The 15,408-nt window shown below is 52.3% G+C and carries 15 protein-coding genes; 4 read left to right on the forward strand and 11 right to left on the reverse strand.

The features are described 5' to 3' along the window. Positions 1-28 precede the first annotated feature (28 nt). From IEX40_RS02470 to IEX40_RS02500, 7 genes are all read right to left on the reverse strand, one after another. Positions 29-1,480: an ATP-dependent DNA helicase gene (locus IEX40_RS02470; RefSeq protein WP_188745505.1), complete on the reverse strand. Its 1,452-nt coding sequence runs from the start codon at positions 1,478-1,480 to the stop codon at positions 29-31. Between the two features lie 156 nt (positions 1,481-1,636). Further along, positions 1,637-1,861 (reverse strand): hypothetical protein, encoded by a 225-nt coding sequence (locus IEX40_RS02475; RefSeq protein WP_188745506.1) that lies wholly within the window; start codon positions 1,859-1,861, stop codon positions 1,637-1,639. A 123-nt stretch (positions 1,862-1,984) separates the two neighbouring features. Beyond that, complete coding sequence (locus IEX40_RS02480) at positions 1,985-2,419, reverse strand: helix-turn-helix domain-containing protein (RefSeq protein WP_308421586.1); 435 nt, start codon at positions 2,417-2,419, stop codon at positions 1,985-1,987. An 82-nt stretch (positions 2,420-2,501) separates the two neighbouring features. Next, positions 2,502-3,158, reverse strand: a complete 657-nt coding sequence (locus IEX40_RS02485; protein ID WP_188745507.1) for an inovirus Gp2 family protein — start codon at positions 3,156-3,158, stop codon at positions 2,502-2,504. Between the two features lie 305 nt (positions 3,159-3,463). Beyond that, entirely contained in the window at positions 3,464-3,658 is a 195-nt protein-coding gene (locus tag IEX40_RS02490; RefSeq protein WP_188745508.1) for a helix-turn-helix transcriptional regulator, read from the reverse strand. 167 nt (positions 3,659-3,825) lie between these two features. Continuing rightward, positions 3,826-4,785: a winged helix-turn-helix transcriptional regulator gene (locus IEX40_RS02495; protein ID WP_188745509.1), complete on the reverse strand. Its 960-nt coding sequence runs from the start codon at positions 4,783-4,785 to the stop codon at positions 3,826-3,828. Between the two features lie 196 nt (positions 4,786-4,981). After that, the gene (locus IEX40_RS02500) at positions 4,982-5,356 is read right to left on the reverse strand and encodes a hypothetical protein (protein WP_188745510.1); all 375 of its coding nucleotides are present in this window, start codon (positions 5,354-5,356) and stop codon (positions 4,982-4,984) included. 114 nt (positions 5,357-5,470) lie between these two features. Between IEX40_RS02500 and IEX40_RS02505 the strand changes: the two genes are divergently transcribed. The 4 genes from IEX40_RS02505 to radC all read left to right on the forward strand — a co-directional run bounded on the left by IEX40_RS02505 (position 5,471) and on the right by radC (position 9,167). Then, positions 5,471-6,514, forward strand: a complete 1,044-nt coding sequence (locus IEX40_RS02505) for a YqaJ viral recombinase family nuclease (RefSeq protein WP_188745511.1) — start codon at positions 5,471-5,473, stop codon at positions 6,512-6,514. Positions 6,515-6,690: 176 nt separating this feature from the next. Further along, positions 6,691-7,671 carry a recombination directionality factor gene (locus IEX40_RS02510; protein ID WP_229680502.1) on the forward strand — a complete coding sequence of 327 codons (981 nt, stop codon included), beginning with the start codon at positions 6,691-6,693 and terminating at the stop codon, positions 7,669-7,671. 168 nt (positions 7,672-7,839) lie between these two features. Beyond that, positions 7,840-8,655, forward strand: a complete 816-nt coding sequence (locus IEX40_RS02515) for a DUF932 domain-containing protein (protein ID WP_188745512.1) — start codon at positions 7,840-7,842, stop codon at positions 8,653-8,655. 14 nt (positions 8,656-8,669) lie between these two features. Further along, complete coding sequence (gene radC, locus IEX40_RS02520; RefSeq protein WP_188745513.1) at positions 8,670-9,167, forward strand: RadC family protein; 498 nt, start codon at positions 8,670-8,672, stop codon at positions 9,165-9,167. 169 nt (positions 9,168-9,336) lie between these two features. On the opposite strand, the gene IEX40_RS02525 is transcribed toward radC, so the two are convergent. The 4 genes from IEX40_RS02525 to IEX40_RS02540 all read right to left on the reverse strand — a co-directional run bounded on the left by IEX40_RS02525 (position 9,337) and on the right by IEX40_RS02540 (position 14,990). Beyond that, a complete protein-coding gene (locus IEX40_RS02525; RefSeq protein WP_188745514.1) occupies positions 9,337-11,250 on the reverse strand; it encodes an AAA family ATPase in 1,914 nt (637 codons plus the stop codon). Continuing rightward, the gene (locus IEX40_RS02530; RefSeq protein ID WP_188745515.1) at positions 11,243-12,127 is read right to left on the reverse strand and encodes a hypothetical protein; all 885 of its coding nucleotides are present in this window, start codon (positions 12,125-12,127) and stop codon (positions 11,243-11,245) included. The genes IEX40_RS02525 and IEX40_RS02530 overlap by 8 nt, the downstream gene beginning before the upstream one ends. A 124-nt stretch (positions 12,128-12,251) precedes the next feature. Then, complete coding sequence (locus tag IEX40_RS22240) at positions 12,252-12,440, reverse strand: type II toxin-antitoxin system HicA family toxin (protein ID WP_188745516.1); 189 nt, start codon at positions 12,438-12,440, stop codon at positions 12,252-12,254. 351 nt (positions 12,441-12,791) lie between these two features. Beyond that, on the reverse strand, positions 12,792-14,990 hold the full coding sequence (locus IEX40_RS02540; RefSeq protein WP_188745517.1) for a hypothetical protein: 2,199 nt from the start codon (positions 14,988-14,990) through the stop codon (positions 12,792-12,794). Positions 14,991-15,408 lie beyond the last annotated feature (418 nt).

Raw genomic sequence — 15,408 nt, forward strand, 5'->3', positions numbered from 1 at the left:
ACCATTCACAGCAGTGTCACCGCTCTCCTCACCAAGAGGGGACAAATAGCAGTGAACTAGATGCCCTGGTAACTGCAGTGTACAGCCAACGTAATCTTTCCTCGGCACTTCCTCTAATATCCGTTGAATCGACAATCACCTGCCCCCACTCTCCGCCCTGCGCTTTGTGACAGGTCAGCGCATATCCGAACCGCACTTGCAGAGCGTTGCCGTACGGTTCAGTCTTGAGCAACTCCCGAAACTCTGCGCTCTCAGGATCAACGTATGGATTCCTTCTTCTCACTAGCTCACGCAAAGCCTGCTGCACAGTTGCGAGGTAATCGCGATCATGACTGAACAGGAGATTTTCCAGCACTAGGCAATGCTTGACCTCACCGTCCCCAGAACCTGTCTGAAGTCGAAGTTCCTTAAACCGCAATTCAATGCGTTGTCCATCCGGATAACGCACCTCTTCAGTTAAAGTCGAGGTCATCACGCTGTTAACCGTCACAAGATCGCCATTGCATAGCCCAGTACTCGGACTATTCCGAGTCACCAGCAGGCAGTCTTTTGGCATTACAGGCGCATAAGGGTCTCCCCTCAGCATCTCTCTAACCCCGAAATTGTATTGGAGCGCGATAGCATTACTATACACAACCGCGACCGATGACCGCTGCTGCCACACATTGTTTGCTATCAACTGAACGGCCTCCCGGAAGTCTATTGGGCTGATGTCCCGTCCGTTAAATGGTATCTGCACACCTGACCCCGTTGGATGGAATATCTCCTCTCGAATCGACCTGGCCAATGCTAAGACTCCACTCCCATCCCCCTGACGCATCACAGTGGTTAACTCATAGCGGCGTGATTGAAGCCCGAAGACTGTGTCGAGGTAAACAGGCGATAATGCAGGAGACGGCATACTGCACACTGGAGGTAACTGGGCTAAGTCGCCCACGAAGAGAAACTTGATCGGCCTACTCACGACACCTGCTTGGTATAGACGCTGAGTGTACTCGATCAAATCCGATAGCAGCTTTCCACTACCAAAATGCACCTCCTGCTGTGGGGAGCATTCATCGCTCACCATGGACGCTTCATCTACGATCAACAAGTCAAAAGACTGCCCGTTCGGCCGTAGCCGGAAGTCCATTTGAAAGGAGTCTAAACTGTCAGTAGATGGTGCACTATGTACGGTCAAATTGGCCATATAGTAGATGGCACTGTGTATCGTCGATACCGTTACCAACTCCCGCCCAAAAGATAACCTTGCGTTGAGCTTGCCTTGCAGAATCTGTGCTGCGCGCCCTGTCGGCGCTACCAGCATACTCTCCATCCCTAAGCTTTTTACCAACTCGATGATCATGGCAACCAGTGTGGTTTTGCCCGTACCGGCACTTCCACAAAGTACAAACGCATCCAAAGAGGGGGTATTGAGGAAGTGCTCTATACGCTTCATGGCTTCGAGTTGATCGGGATTGAGCTGTATCTGTCTGTGCATGTGTTGACGTCCAAAAATTAGCCACAGCTATCCCTAGGCTTGGATTGCCCATCTAAGATGCTGTGGCTAGGATGATGTGGAACAAGTGCAAGCGTTTATTGGCACGCCGCACTCGATTGAGTTGGCTCTATGAAGAAAGCCGATTAGAGGTCGATTTTAGAGCTGGCCTGACTCGATCATTTCGATCAAGTTGAAGACGCCGTAACCCGACATACTGTTGTCACGGGCGTTCCATTTGCCTTTGCCCGGCCAGAAATCGATCAGGCAGTGATGTCCTGAGACGATAAGATGTATGCCATCGTTATTCGTCCGGTACTCTATGTTTCGGCTCTCTAGCAGTTTCCGACTGGACTCGCGGTTCATTCCACGCTTGTTCGACATGGTGCTTTCCTTTGAAAGGTTGATGTTCCAGTCCCTGGTTTGCGGTGACTTACCTGTGCGTATCATCTGTGATGATCAGTCAGAAATTACACACTGAAAGCTCTGCCCCACCCTTCACGCCCCCTACGCCTTGTCTGCCCGATAAGCCCTTAGCGCCAGCTTTAGGTAGTCGGGTCGCTGTGAAGCCCAATACAACAGTGTTCGCGCTGCTCCGCTTGGCTGACGACGCCCCTGCTCCCATTCACCGACCGTCCGAGGACTGATCCCCAGGCAACGCGCAAACGTCGCCTGTGACAGCTTCAGTGACTTCCGGGTCTCAATCGCAGCCAGCACCACTGGGTCATCGACTTTCTTAGCAGGAGGCCCAGATGCGTTCCAAAGACACGCATTACCCCCTGTTTTCGTCACCTCTGACGTAGTTTCGGACGACAAGGAGGAAGGTTGCCAAGCATTCTGATTGGGCTGAGGCCTCCGGAAGCCTTGCGCCAGTACTTCCGGATGCTCCTGCTCGTAGTTCCGCATCCAACGATCGGCAATAGATAGGTGTTCATCTGACATGGTGTACTCTCCTGCTTCATGGCATCTGCGGCATTAGTGCCGCCGTCATACCATTTGCAGGAGATTGCCCTAATGCCCCCAGCTAGTTTCGAGACCCTCCAAAGCACTGTAAGCGTTGACCGAAGGGCTTCGTCTCGGCTTTGCACATGTAACTGGCGTGAGCGAATAGGCCCGGAAGCGCCGCGTACTGATTGCTAGGCTTCAGTTGATATTCTGCATTCAGTGGAACATGTATGAGTCCACGTTTTAGCTCTGGAGGAATTCCCAGCGCTGCGTACCACGCATTCCGAATCATCGCCATCAGACTGCCTGAATCGGCGTGAAACTCCCCAAGCTCAAAGAACACATCCTGATTAAAGAGCAGCAGTACGTGGAAGTGCGGTACATGCGAGTTCTTCTGTTCCCTCGCCCATACCCATCTCACACTTGAGGAGTACACACGTTTTCCGGTCTCTGCCCTCCGTTTCATATAGTCCGCTATTAGCGCATCCAGTTCGTCCTTGAAGTCCTGCATTACCATGTTGCAGGTTGCTATCTCCTGCGTAGGTAGATCGCAATGCAACTCGACGAGCACAGCAAAGGTACGGGGGTATTCTCGAACAGAAGCGTCGATTACTCTCCAGAGCTTGCTCAGGTACTCGGATACAAGGTCGTGGTTAGTATTGACGTTTAAGCCTTGGTACTGAGGTTCAGCCCAAAGTGTCAGGTTGTGGTTGTTTGGGACACGTTTCTTCAGCATGGTGAACTCCATTGTGGTTAGAGTTCCCTGCAGCCACACGTAGCGATGCCTGCTTACTCAGCATTCAGTCATTGTTTCATGCATATAGTATGGAGGCTTGGCACATCAGAGTGCCTAGAGAAGGGGGAGGGCTTTATATTCTTATTACCGCCAGGGTGAGACCGATAGGTCTCGGCGATTTAGAAAAAAGCACCGACAACTCTCGATGATTTTGCGGAGTGACTGCTGGGGAAAACTAGAAGGTCTGCGTTGTATAGAGAAGAGGCGATCGCCTCAGGGTTTCAATTGGTCCGAGCTTCGTGCAGTTAAATATTGTTCGGTGTAGTTCTCTCCTCCATTCGGGACTTGATCCACGCCTGCACCTCTTCCTCCACCCACGCAACAGAGCGTGCGCCCAGACGAGTGGCTCGAGGAAAGGTGCCGCCTTTGATTTTGCGGTAAAGCGTGGTGCGTGACAGTGCGGTCAGTCTAAGGACCTCGGGTAAACGGATGAGTCGCATGAGATTGTCTCCAAGATATTGGCTCATGCGATAACGCAGATATGTAATAAAAGATTTCTGAGGTCCTGCCCGTATCAGGCGGACGCCTATGTCTGCATAATGCTCTTGCAGAAGCATCTCCAAGCCCAACACCATTCCTCGCCGTGGTTACTCTGAATTCCTCCAGTTTAAGACTCTAACACTACCCAACGCCCACCTTGACGCGTACCTTCCCGGGCTATTCGACCACGCATCTTCAACCGGCTCAGCGATCGTTCCACCGTCTTCGGCGACCGCTTCAACTGCTTCCCCATCTTAACCTGAGAGATGAACGCGTCAGCCTCGATCAACGCCAATACCTGTTCATCGAATTGATCAAAACGTGGACTGCTAGCCTCTATCGTCACCGGTTGAGTGTCGGGCCCGGCAATCTCGTTACTCGCCCGCTGCATCCCCTCCCAAAGACACGTCAGTACAAAAATGACTGGTTCTTGAGGCTTTGCGGGGTGGTACAACATTTGTACAAAATCAAATCGGTTTGATAGCACTGAACTCTCAAACTCAACTGCTGTGAACCTAGGCTCATAGTCAGCGAGCAACCTCCTAAACACGAACAGCGCAGCAAAGAGATTTTGATACGCGTAGAAACGGTCACCCCGCTCCTTAGCCCAAATACAGAGCCAGCACACTAGGTCTAATAACCACAGGCCGGGCTCCCTGTGATCGAGATCTGGCCCTTGGTCGACTTTGGAGGCCATCTTCGAACTACGCTGCCTCCCATAATCAACGCCGATGCCCAATGCGTCCGACACAACCGCCCTATACCCATCCAACCACTGTTCTATATCTCGGTGATCTTTCCCTCTTTGATACGCCGCCGCTATCTCGCCCGCAAGGCGATTCGCGATCACTGGGTCCGGTATCCGCTGATCTGTGACAGTGAGCACTCCTTGCCTTCTCAACAGCTCCTCTCTTCCAGCCATGAGCTCCTGCGCAACCGTCGTCGAGAGGCTCTCAATCACCGCAGTCGATAACAACTCAAATGCATCTACCGGCTTGTCCGCCCACTGCCCAAGCATACGTTCGATGCGAGATATTCCTTTCAGGACTTCGAGATCAATGATCTTTTCCAGGTCTGCGTTCGCCATATCACACCCATACTCCCCAAAATAGTGAAGCGATTTACAAACTAAAAATATAACTCCTTTTAACTATTTTATTACGTCATAACAACGTCTTTATATTCATATCCGATTCTAAATTTTTTCAGATATATATCACCTACCTGAGTACAGCCAAGCAATGCCTTCCTAGACATGCCCTGGCTAGTATTTCTTTATCAACTCAGGAGAACAGGCGATGAATCATCAATGTCCCGAATGCGGGTCGAACAAGATCATTGAACGTCATATGGGTCGTAACGTTGCAGCCGCTACAGGCGGAGTGGCCGGCACCATCAGCGGAGTGGCCGGCGCCGCCGCCTCCGGCGCCCGGATCGGGATGGGGCTCGGCATTAGCGCAGGCCCCGTCGCAGCAACGCTCGCTGGAATGGCGGGAGCGCTGATCGCAGGATTGCTCGGGGGCGTTTCCTGTTCCATTGCCGGCGCCGAAATTGGCGACCGGCTCGATGAACACGTACTTGATAACCGCGAGTGCGTCACGTGCGGCCATACCTTCCGTAATGACGACGACTAACCCCACATCCGTTCTATCGCTCACTTGCCATACCTGCACACGCGTTCATCACTTCACCCACTATTGATCACGACTCTCCTAGAGTACCGAGCCCAACACAGGCTCTGCTTGTGCCGCCTGGAGGGTAAGGAGTCTTCTATGTCTACACACAGCAACACCCTTTTGGGTCCAGATAACCTATCAACTGTCCCTGCAACCTCAGCACGCCGTCGCCACGGCTTGGCCCATCGACTGATCGATACTCGCCCACTGGATCGAGAGTCCTGGCTCTCGGTTCGGCAAACCGGTATCGGCAGTTCGGATGCTGCCGCAGCGGTGGGTCTTAACCCTTACAAATCCCGTCTCGAGCTCTGGATGGATAAAACCGGTCGCAGCAAGATGACCGCCCTGGATGAGACACCTGAAGGAAATTCCCCTCTGTATTGGGGTACTGTGCTGGAGCCGATCGTGGCCGAGCACTATGCCAGGCGGACAGGCCATCAGGTACGCCGGGTCAATGCGGTGCTGCAGCACCCTGAGCATCCCTGGATGCTGGCCAACCTGGATCGGGAGGTCCGAGGCTCGGATGAAGTTCAGGTACTGGAGTGCAAAACCGCCGGTATTAACGGCGCCAAACTTTGGCGAGACGGGGTACCGGAGTACGTACAGTTGCAGGTGATGCATCAACTGGCCGTCACCGGACAGCAAGCGGCGGATGTCGCCGTGCTGGTTGGTGGCCATGAGATGAGGATCTTCCGGCTGGAACGGGATGAAGTCCTGATCGAGCAGTTGATCGCGTTGGAGCGTGAGTTCTGGTCATACGTTGAGCAGGATACCCCGCCACCGGCTGATGGCTCCGAGTCAGCAGGGCGTGCGCTATCAGCGCTCTATCCCCGCGATAACCACACTACTCTCGATCTAACCGGGGATGTCGAGTTGTCCGATCTGTTTGCCCAGCTTCAGGAGGTCCGTACTGAACTGGATCTGGCACAGAAGAACGAGCTGAAACTGAAACACAGTTTGCAGCAGGCGATGGGGGACGCCAGCGAAGCGATCTTCAGGACCGGACGTGTGACCTGGAAGCGTAGCAGCGATACCCAGGTATTGGATCAGGCACGGCTTAAGTCCGAGCAGCCTAAGTTGTTGAAAGGCTATATGACAATCAGACCCGGCAGCCGCCGCTTCGTGACTCATCGCAACTGATTGCGGTCGATCAACGATTCGAACGTTCTGCCAATAGCCATACCCGATACTGATCCTTACCCCTTCCAAAGGCCCTGCACACTTGGTCGACTCAGACCCTGTGTCGGGGCCTTCGCCTTTCTATACCGCCATTCAACGACAAGCACTGTTCAGTGCCGTTCTACAGGAGACAGACCATGTTAAAAGGCTTGGCGCTTACACCGCCGACGCTGGGTCGCATTGCCATCGGCAAGGTGATCGAGCGTGACGGAAAACGGCTTCCGCAGAAGGATGATCAATTCACCATTACTACTCAGGTCCAGACCAAGGAGGGCTGGTTACTGCACCCGCTGGATGAACAACTGCGTCAGACACTGGGTGAAAAGCTGAGACGGATCCCGATCCGTCTGTTGTTCAATGATCCTGCCTTAAACCTGAGGGCGGAGTATGCCCTGTTCGACCGGGACACCGCCCGCCCCCTTTGTGTAGGAGATGGGGAGATGTGTAAGCGTAGAACCAGCGAAGGAATGTGCTCACTGCCCTGCCCCTCACCGGATGCTTGCCCCTTAGCCCAAGGCGGTCGGTGTAAACCCTATGCCCGCCTCAACGTGGTCATAGGAGATGAGGATCCGTTTGGCAGTTTTATCTTCCGCACCACTGGCTTCAACAGTATCCGGACCCTAGCTGCTCGGCTGGCTTATTTAAAGGCCGTCTCGGGTGATCGACTAGCGCATCTGCCGCTGGAGCTTAGGCTTCGGGGCAAATCGACCCGGCAGAGCCATGGCGCACCGATCTATTACGTGGACTTGGTGTTACGTGAAGGGATGAGCTTGGTGGAGTGTCTAGCTGAAGCTAAGGAACGGGAAGCGACCTGGACAACATCGGGCTTACAACAAATGGCACTGGATCGTGCGGCCAGGGAGGGTTTTGCCAACGGTGCCTTCGAGGACCAAGACGAGGAGGACAGTCTGGACGTGCTGGAGGAGTTCTACACCGAGTCTCAGGGAAGCAGTAATCGATCGGTTAATACTGCAACACTGACTGAAAAACTGACCACACAAACCGAGACACGGCCTGATCCCAGCATGATGGAGCCCCGCCCTATCCAACGAGGCCGTGCGAATAAGGCGCCAGCCCAAGCACATTCCAGCTCAGCAAACACCGATAAAGCGCACTAACGCTCTGATCAGACTCAGGTACCTGACTCTGCTCTACCACTCACCATTCAGAACCACTCCCATTTCAACCCACGACTCATTAACCAACTACTCAGCACGTCATGACCCGACAGGGGAGTACTGCCCCTGCTGGGGCTCCCTCTGTGGTCACTGCACAGGAGAACACTCATGACTATGCATATTCTTTCGCACGACCAACTCCGTCGTCAGGCTCCCGCAATTTTCGCCACTGCGCCTGACCAGGCTGTATCCGATCGCTACGGTTTCGTCCCTACCATTGAGGTAGTCAACGCCTTGCAGTCAGAGGGCTGGCACCCTGTCAGGGCTCAGCAGACGCTGGCACGCACCCAAGAGCGTCGTGCAGTGTCCCGCCATATGGTCCGCTTCCGCCAAGAGCCCGATCGTCAGATCAAGGTCGGGGACAGCGTGGCCGAACTGGTGCTCACCAACAGCCATGACCGTACCAGTGCCTACCAACTTGATCTGGGGCTGTTCCGGCTAGTCTGCAGTAATGGCATGGTGACGCCCGTCGGCGAGATGGGCGGTATCCGGGTGCGCCACGGTCGCCAAGTGGTGACTGAGATCCTCGAAGGCTCCATAGCGCTAATTGATGAAGCCCCTGAGGTGGCCACCGCCGTCGATCGCTTCCGTTCACTGCGTCTTTCCCCCGATGAAGCACAGCTATTTGCTCAGTCGGCGCTGACACTGCGCTATGGCGAGGACTGGATCAACGTCAGCCCTGTTACACCAGAAGCCGTGCTTCAAGCACGCCGATCAGAGGACAGGGAGGTCGACCTCTGGCATGTGTTTAACCGTACCCAGGAAAACCTGCTCAAAGGCGGCATCCGGGGCCGTAGCACCAACGGGCGCAATACCCGCACTCGCCCTATCCGCTCGGTTAGTGAAGATGTACGGCTGAACCGGGCTCTGTGGCAACTCACCGAACACTTCGCCGCCCTTAAGAGCAAATCGATTGCGGCATAAAAAGGAGATCCACGATGGCAATCGCTAGACTGATAGCGGGTGAGGAGCCGGGTACCTACGTGGTACCCGATGCCGTAACTGAGGCTGAGCTTCTACACCTGGCGAAAATGATTGCTCGTCGGCGCCTTGCCAAGGGACGTCCGATGAGCAAACCTGAGGAGGTCCGCAGGGCCCTACAAACCCTGCTGATCGACTACGAGCATGAGGTGTTCGGGATCTTGATGCTAGATAACCAGCACAAGATCATCAAATTCATCGAGTTGTTCCGAGGTACGATCGACTCCGCCAGTGTGTATCCACGGGAGGTGGTTAAGGAGTCGCTGGCGCTGAACGCAGCAGCAGTGGTTTTGGTCCATAATCACCCGTCGGGCATACTGGAGCCGAGCCATGCCGATAAACAGATCACTCAGCGTCTGTGCCATGCACTCAGCACTGTCGATATCCGCGTGCTGGATCATGTCATCGTCGGCGCTGAAGGTTACTCTTCACTCGCTGAACTGGGGCTATTGTGAACGTACTAGTCAGCGAGGTGGCATACACCACTCCCGTGTCCGAAAGACACGGGAGTGGTGCTATCGCCCATAGCCATTTTTATTTTTTGTAGACAACGGATTAAAACGGCACGTAGCAAACGAGAATAGGATATTGCATAAGCCTAATGATACCCCTTAGCTTTCATAATCAACTCGTAGTCCTGAAAAGCCGCGCGCCCATATCATTATTATGCGATGGGCGAAATTGGCGGCTAGAGATACGAATGCAATGAAATACGACTCTTGGGCCCAGGGTACGAACCTTCTCCATAGCCGCCTCGTTTATCTCTGTGCAAAACACATGGATCTCGAAACGTTTCTGAATAGGTAGTGCATCAATAACGTTTTGGATAGTCACACCACTATGGATAACCGAATCAAAAATGAAAATGCGGTTCGAATCAGTGTCGAGATGAGGAACAACGAATGTCTGGCCGTAAGGTAGCAGTTTTCCGTTCTGATGAACCTCAGTCTGTGCAGACACGGGTACCGGATATGCACTTAGCAAGGGATTATTGCCAAAATCAACGGCGCCTTCTGCCAAGTAACGCCCAGAGCGCTCCACCCCAATAACGGCGGTTTTCGATGGAGATAGATCAACAGAGGATTTACTCATATAGCGCATGAATAGAGCACCGATACGCTTATGCTCTGAAACGAGGTGTTCCCGATACGAGCCATGAATTTTTGATCGAAGGTATGAGCTAACGATCTCCGAGCAAGAGACCCTTCTAATAGACGGGTATTTATCGAGATTAATCATGCCGACCACAAGACTAGTGATAGCTTCAAAAGTCAGTGCATTGGGCCTATCCCGATACCCCTCGACTGACAAATAGAACCAACCGCCCGATCTATCCAACTCCTTTATAAGAGGAGCACTGCCTTTCCCGTCAGGAGTTACAATTGCCAAGTCTGACTCGTTCAGCATGGGAGCATCAATAGGACTATCTCCAGACGCGATGACCCAATAACCCAGTTCTCGCAAACGCTTCACAATGCGACATTTACACTCGGGCGCTATAAGTTCTTTATCAAGATAAGGGTGCGTTCCACCGATTACCCGAACGTTGTCGAAACCATGATTCGTTAAGATCCGCTGCCAAAGCTGAGGAATCCCTGAGGTGACAAGAAACACTGGAACCGCAGTTGGCAGACCTGAAAGCAGTTTGACCCACTCTTCGCGCAATCGGATGTCATCAGCCACAGATCGGATGGTATCCAGGTAATCCCCTACTGACACTCGCTTCCAGTTATCTCTTACCGCTTTAAGGCTCTGCAAGTTGTAGCCAAAGGACTCGAATGCATGCCGGTTTACGTCTCTAAGGCCTAGTGCCTTATCAAGCATCCTAAACGCATCAGATTCGCTTAAGGTTCTGTCTCCATCGAGAACCAATGCTGGCCCCGCCTCTGCGCCAATTGCACATATATGGCGATCGATCTGAGTCGAGAGAGAGTCGATAGTTGCAGCGTCCAATTGCCCTCTACGAGCCAACCGGTCTAGCACTTCCTCAACTGAATACATGTTGTCTTCATTGGATATGATTATCAAAGGAAGACCATGCCGTTCACAAAACGTCTGAGCGGCTCTCAACTCCAGGTTTCTGTGATCTCGAAGAGAGTCCAGAGAGTCTAAGGGCCTTTGGCGGATGCCATTTCTGTTATCATCTGTGATGTTTTTGAACACCGTTTGCGGCGAAGTATCCAAAAAAATGAGCCCATCCATTATCGCGGCGTCTGCATCGTTAAGCGCCACTTCTAATTGATGGGTAATCCGATTCTGGACCAGCATATGGGCATCAGCATAGATTGTTCTATGAAGCATTTTGCAATCACGGAGTTCGTCCGTAACTGCTCTAATGAAGTGCTTGCGTTCTGACGCACTGAGTTCATCAAATTTTGCCCAGCTATCACACCCAGCGTTTTCCCGAATTGTTTTGAGGAGGGCTGAGCAAGATATCCCTATAGAACCTTCGTCCAATAAAGCTAATTTCTTCACCAGTGTGGACTTTCCCGATCCCGGGATTCCTACCACCATGAACAATCTGTGTTCGTCACTCATATCCTGCTCCTTGGATTGTTTGCTGCATGTGGCGCTTAGCGTTCTCCGAAAGCACGATCAGTTTTCCATCTGGCTGGCGCGCCACTTCGACCAGAGGCAGTCCTGCTACCGGCGAGCAAGACGAACACGAAGGCCTTGGGATAGCCGAGTTTAAATAACCTTCTATATCATTCAGGCACTGTATCGATTTGATCTCTAGCCCTTCCTCGTCTTTGAGGTTTTTAGCTATCCGTGAACAGCTAAACAAACGTCCTCGCTCAAGGGTTACATCGTAGTTTCGGTAAAAGCAGGTATCCCACGCCTGTTTAGCCTCTGATGTAGTCATCTGAACAGGCGTAAACCAATCGTCCCAAGAGTCCTTCCGCCGGAAACTCAGATCAACATTATCACTGAGAGATGCGACATACCTTTTCCAGATTGACTCAAAGTTTTCCGTGCGCACGTAGTCGCTGATAACCAGACTATCGATGAGCTCCAACGTTTCACGGTCGAATCCTTGAGGATAAAGACCATTTGTGACCACCTCTATTTGGTCTGCAATAGAGACGGCTTTAATTTGCTTGATATCTGTATTGAGGGTGGGGTGAAACGCAATCTCACCGCCTACGAGCACAACCTTACCGATACGAAGCCCCAGCCCCTTCAGATGAACAAGGCTTTCCACATGCTCATCATTCCCACCGGTAGCACTAGTAGGATGCGGCTGGTTAGGGATGTTAAATCCACAGTTAACGCAGCGAAGGTTGCACTTAGTATTGAGAGAAATCTCCAGTTCCTTGATGTGGAAACTGGTATCAGTGATGAAAGGCCGCGCCGCCTTTTTAACTCGCTGAGGATTATTATTGCCCAGACTGTTGGGTTGTAAGATGTTACTCATGCTGTTCCTTTTCCTTGAACCATATGTAGCGACCAACTAATTCCGGATGCCCCTACCTCCACCGCTCTCCAGAACGATGGATATGCGATGGGGGCTGTTAAGCTCCTAAATCCAACTAAATCTCTTAATCCACGTGCTTCATGAAGTTCTGCAAACTTCGGCGATCGCTTGGAGAGTTCGAAACTGTCAGTATCCGTGAACCGTCAGGATGCGTCAGGCGACCATGCTTACGACCACGGCTATAAATCCAGCCAAGCTTAACCAGGCGCTTAATGCATTCATTCCAGTCTTTATTCGAGCTATACCTCCTCATGCAGCGTCCTCCACCACTCGTCCAGCGTAACAAGCTCGAAAGCTGCCAGGGGTATGGAAAAGGTCACGTGGATCAGGCAGATCCTGCCGATGCGCGCAGCAATACTGGCATCGGTAATAACTAGAGTCGTTACTGTGCCAGTTTATGGTCAGTGCATCGGCCTGACCGGAAGTCGGCGTAAGGTGTGTGCGAACATCGTTCGCGATAACAGATGTTTTCGCGTGCATACGTATACTCCTCGACGGAATCCGTTTTGACGGACCGTGGACTTTTTACATGGCGGACGCCTAGCGTCATGGGAGGAGCATCGGGCTCCAGTACACCAAATGGATTCATTTTTGGGGTAGTAACTTATGGATGACGTAGCAAACGACGTCGGGTCTTGAGAGCCTCTTCATAGTTCACATCCAGGCCGAGTTCGCGCCGCTGGCACAGCAACAGCCACCACTCGGCGGCGATGATTCCGCGTTTCAGATCTTCGACGGAACGTTTTTTCTTCGTGTCACGACGAACCGCACGGTAGCACTCACTGGCAATAGCACGAACATCTTCATCCGGGTCCGATTGCTTGGTGAAATTAACCGTTTTGTGGACCGAGCCATTCAGGTCAAACCCGATCTCAGTTAACGCTTTCAAATACCCCTGACGCCAAATAGATGACCGCTCAGTGATCTGATTGGCGTCGTATTTGTTCTCTTTGGCCTTTTCACCCTTGCGAAGGCGAAGCCTGCTCAGGCAAAACTCCGCCAATTCATGCGAGAAAGCTGTGAGGCATTCTGCTTCCATTCGCTCCGTCGCTTGTCTATCGGCTGTGGGCATAGCATGAAGTTTGTCGACCAGCCTTTGCCTAGCCAGTTCCTTCATTGGAACCTCCCACTCAACGGGATGATCGTAGCTAGTCAGCGAGCGAACCCGCGAGATCGACTCATCCGTTAACGGCACGCTTGAGGAGCGCAGCAACATCAGGCGATGACGAAGGGCCTTGGTCGGCTGGAGGCGATCAAGCTCTTGCAGTAGTTCTGCAAGCTGCTTGTAATACTCAGGTTTCTCTTCCCTGGACAGTTCGCCACGCAGGATCCCGAGACTCTGATCGATGTAGGGGGTTCTAAGTTTGTTGTCTAACTGATATTTAGTCGCAACAGTCCATCGCGGGATGAGTTGCTTTGGAAAGTCATCGTCATTAATCAGGTCACGCAGGCGACCGACCCACCACCCCTTGTAAGCTTGGTATGAAGCATCACTTGAATAAGGTAAACGGGCAGAGAGGACCTTCAGCCTACCCTCTGCATCAAGTTTACCAAGAGCCACTTCGAGTTTTTCTCTATAGAGACCGGAAACCGGGGTGTCCCACCACTTTTCGCCGTGCACGAGGGAGGCCGATCCGGCCAGTGAATCCGAAGACAGCATAGACTGAAAATCTTTGTTGATCGTCCACTGAATCCAGGCCTCCACCTGCATAGGCGTCAGCTGTGAACACAACTCAACAAGGCATTCGTTTTCACGTGCCTGATCTTCCTCCGCCGTTTCGGCAGTATTGTCCCATTTTTCTCTAGTGTAACTGAAGATATGGCTATCCATGCCCCTCGCCCAACGTTCAGTTTCTTCCTCTGACGCGGCGGTCAAATCCGCATGGGTAAACGACAGCGTATTAAGTTCCTGCTGGATTTCATGCAGCCATTTTCCAGCCGCTTTTATCGCCTCGTCCGTCGCATCATAGGCGGCGTCATTGGCACTAAGTCGCCTCTTTAAGCCCCACCAGTAATCATCGATTTTATCGAGCAGGGTTATACCATCGCCAAGCAACCTCCCAGCTTCAGACTCGTACTTTACCCATGCCTTGAGGAACTCGATGCCCCGCAGAAATTCGCGCGCACCTCTCAGCCGATTCTCAGACGTCAAGCTTGAAGACGCGGCTATCAAGTTGTTGAGTTGGAGGTCCCCCCCGTTGCCCGAAGAACCCTGGTTGAATTCCGGTTGCTGGGTTAGTAGCTCAAAAATTTCCCAAAGTATTTCGCTTCTTTCGGACGCATCCAGTGACGTTAGCGCCTCATCATCGAAGAACTCCTTTGAGAAGCAATAAGTCTCTCCGTAGCAAGTGCAGATAAACCAGTAATAAGCCATACGAAATCTGTGTGCAGGCTCTGAAGCGATAGTGGCTTTGTAGAAACGGTAAGGCGATTTTGAAAAGCATTCCCTTGCCACATCGATAGCAAAATCGACGATCGAATCACGTTGACCGAATTCGCCTCTCGCCAACTGAAAGACATACATATCCAAGCGCGACCTAAAACGCTTAGAGGATGGTTCGGCTGATAAAAATGCTGTGCACTTATCCGAGGCTGCTTCATGTTGCTGTGCGCATGCCAGGGCTTCTTCGAAGTTTTCCTCGCCGTGAAAAATACCCTTCCAGTTTTCAGAGAAATGTTTAATTAGTAAATCACGAAAAAGACCATCGGCGCCGTGCTCATCAAGCGCTTGTGTAAAACGTTCGGCCGGTTCATCTTTTTCATCAAGGGTGCGATCGCCGAAAGGCGCATCTATTCTGCACATGGGGTCCTCCAAACAAACGAAGCTAGGTTTCACAAGTAGCGGACCAGATGTCGATCTGAGTCGAAGATCTGGGTTGCAGCTGAAACCTCCCGTGCATCAGAGGGGAGCGGAAAGTGAGCATCAAACTCGTAGCCGACTGCAATTAATCGCCATCCTATGGCAGCTTTTTCGACGCGTCAACCCCGCCTGTCGTCTAACGCGTTCATGGGATGATCGTCAAAATCCGTCCTGCCCTGCCCTTGATGGAGACCTACCATTATGCATTCACCTCACCAGAGTAAGAGGCACGACAAATTCGAAGGAGCGGGATCGAATGAAGCAGCCGAATACGGTTGCTATGGTAAATTCCCCTGCCCTTTATGGCTCCGCCGCCTCCTCAGCATTTCAAGTTGCGAGCTAGAAACAAATTTGGGGTGCC

This window comes from Marinobacterium zhoushanense (assembly GCF_014641945.1).
GTDB lineage: Bacteria > Pseudomonadota > Gammaproteobacteria > Pseudomonadales > Balneatricaceae > Marinobacterium_D > Marinobacterium_D zhoushanense.

Excerpts from the sequence above, each read along its gene's own strand:
- IEX40_RS02525 (WP_188745514.1), bottom strand. The coding sequence starts at position 11,250 with ATGAGTGACGAACACAGATTGTTCATGGTGGTAGGAATCCCGGGATCG.
- IEX40_RS22240 (WP_188745516.1), bottom strand. The coding sequence starts at position 12,440 with ATGAGGAGGTATAGCTCGAATAAAGACTGGAATGAATGCATTAAGCGC.
- radC (WP_188745513.1), top strand. The coding sequence starts at position 8,670 with ATGGCAATCGCTAGACTGATAGCGGGTGAGGAGCCGGGTACCTACGTG.
- IEX40_RS02540 (WP_188745517.1), bottom strand. The coding sequence starts at position 14,990 with ATGTGCAGAATAGATGCGCCTTTCGGCGATCGCACCCTTGATGAAAAA.
- IEX40_RS02490 (WP_188745508.1), bottom strand. The coding sequence starts at position 3,658 with ATGCGACTCATCCGTTTACCCGAGGTCCTTAGACTGACCGCACTGTCA.
- IEX40_RS02510 (WP_229680502.1), top strand. The coding sequence starts at position 6,691 with ATGTTAAAAGGCTTGGCGCTTACACCGCCGACGCTGGGTCGCATTGCC.
- IEX40_RS02515 (WP_188745512.1), top strand. The coding sequence starts at position 7,840 with ATGACTATGCATATTCTTTCGCACGACCAACTCCGTCGTCAGGCTCCC.
- IEX40_RS02480 (WP_308421586.1), bottom strand. The coding sequence starts at position 2,419 with ATGTCAGATGAACACCTATCTATTGCCGATCGTTGGATGCGGAACTAC.
- IEX40_RS02485 (WP_188745507.1), bottom strand. The coding sequence starts at position 3,158 with ATGCTGAAGAAACGTGTCCCAAACAACCACAACCTGACACTTTGGGCT.
- IEX40_RS02495 (WP_188745509.1), bottom strand. The coding sequence starts at position 4,785 with ATGGCGAACGCAGACCTGGAAAAGATCATTGATCTCGAAGTCCTGAAA.
- IEX40_RS02505 (WP_188745511.1), top strand. The coding sequence starts at position 5,471 with ATGTCTACACACAGCAACACCCTTTTGGGTCCAGATAACCTATCAACT.
- IEX40_RS02475 (WP_188745506.1), bottom strand. The coding sequence starts at position 1,861 with ATGTCGAACAAGCGTGGAATGAACCGCGAGTCCAGTCGGAAACTGCTA.
- IEX40_RS02530 (WP_188745515.1), bottom strand. The coding sequence starts at position 12,127 with ATGAGTAACATCTTACAACCCAACAGTCTGGGCAATAATAATCCTCAG.
- IEX40_RS02470 (WP_188745505.1), bottom strand. The coding sequence starts at position 1,480 with ATGCACAGACAGATACAGCTCAATCCCGATCAACTCGAAGCCATGAAG.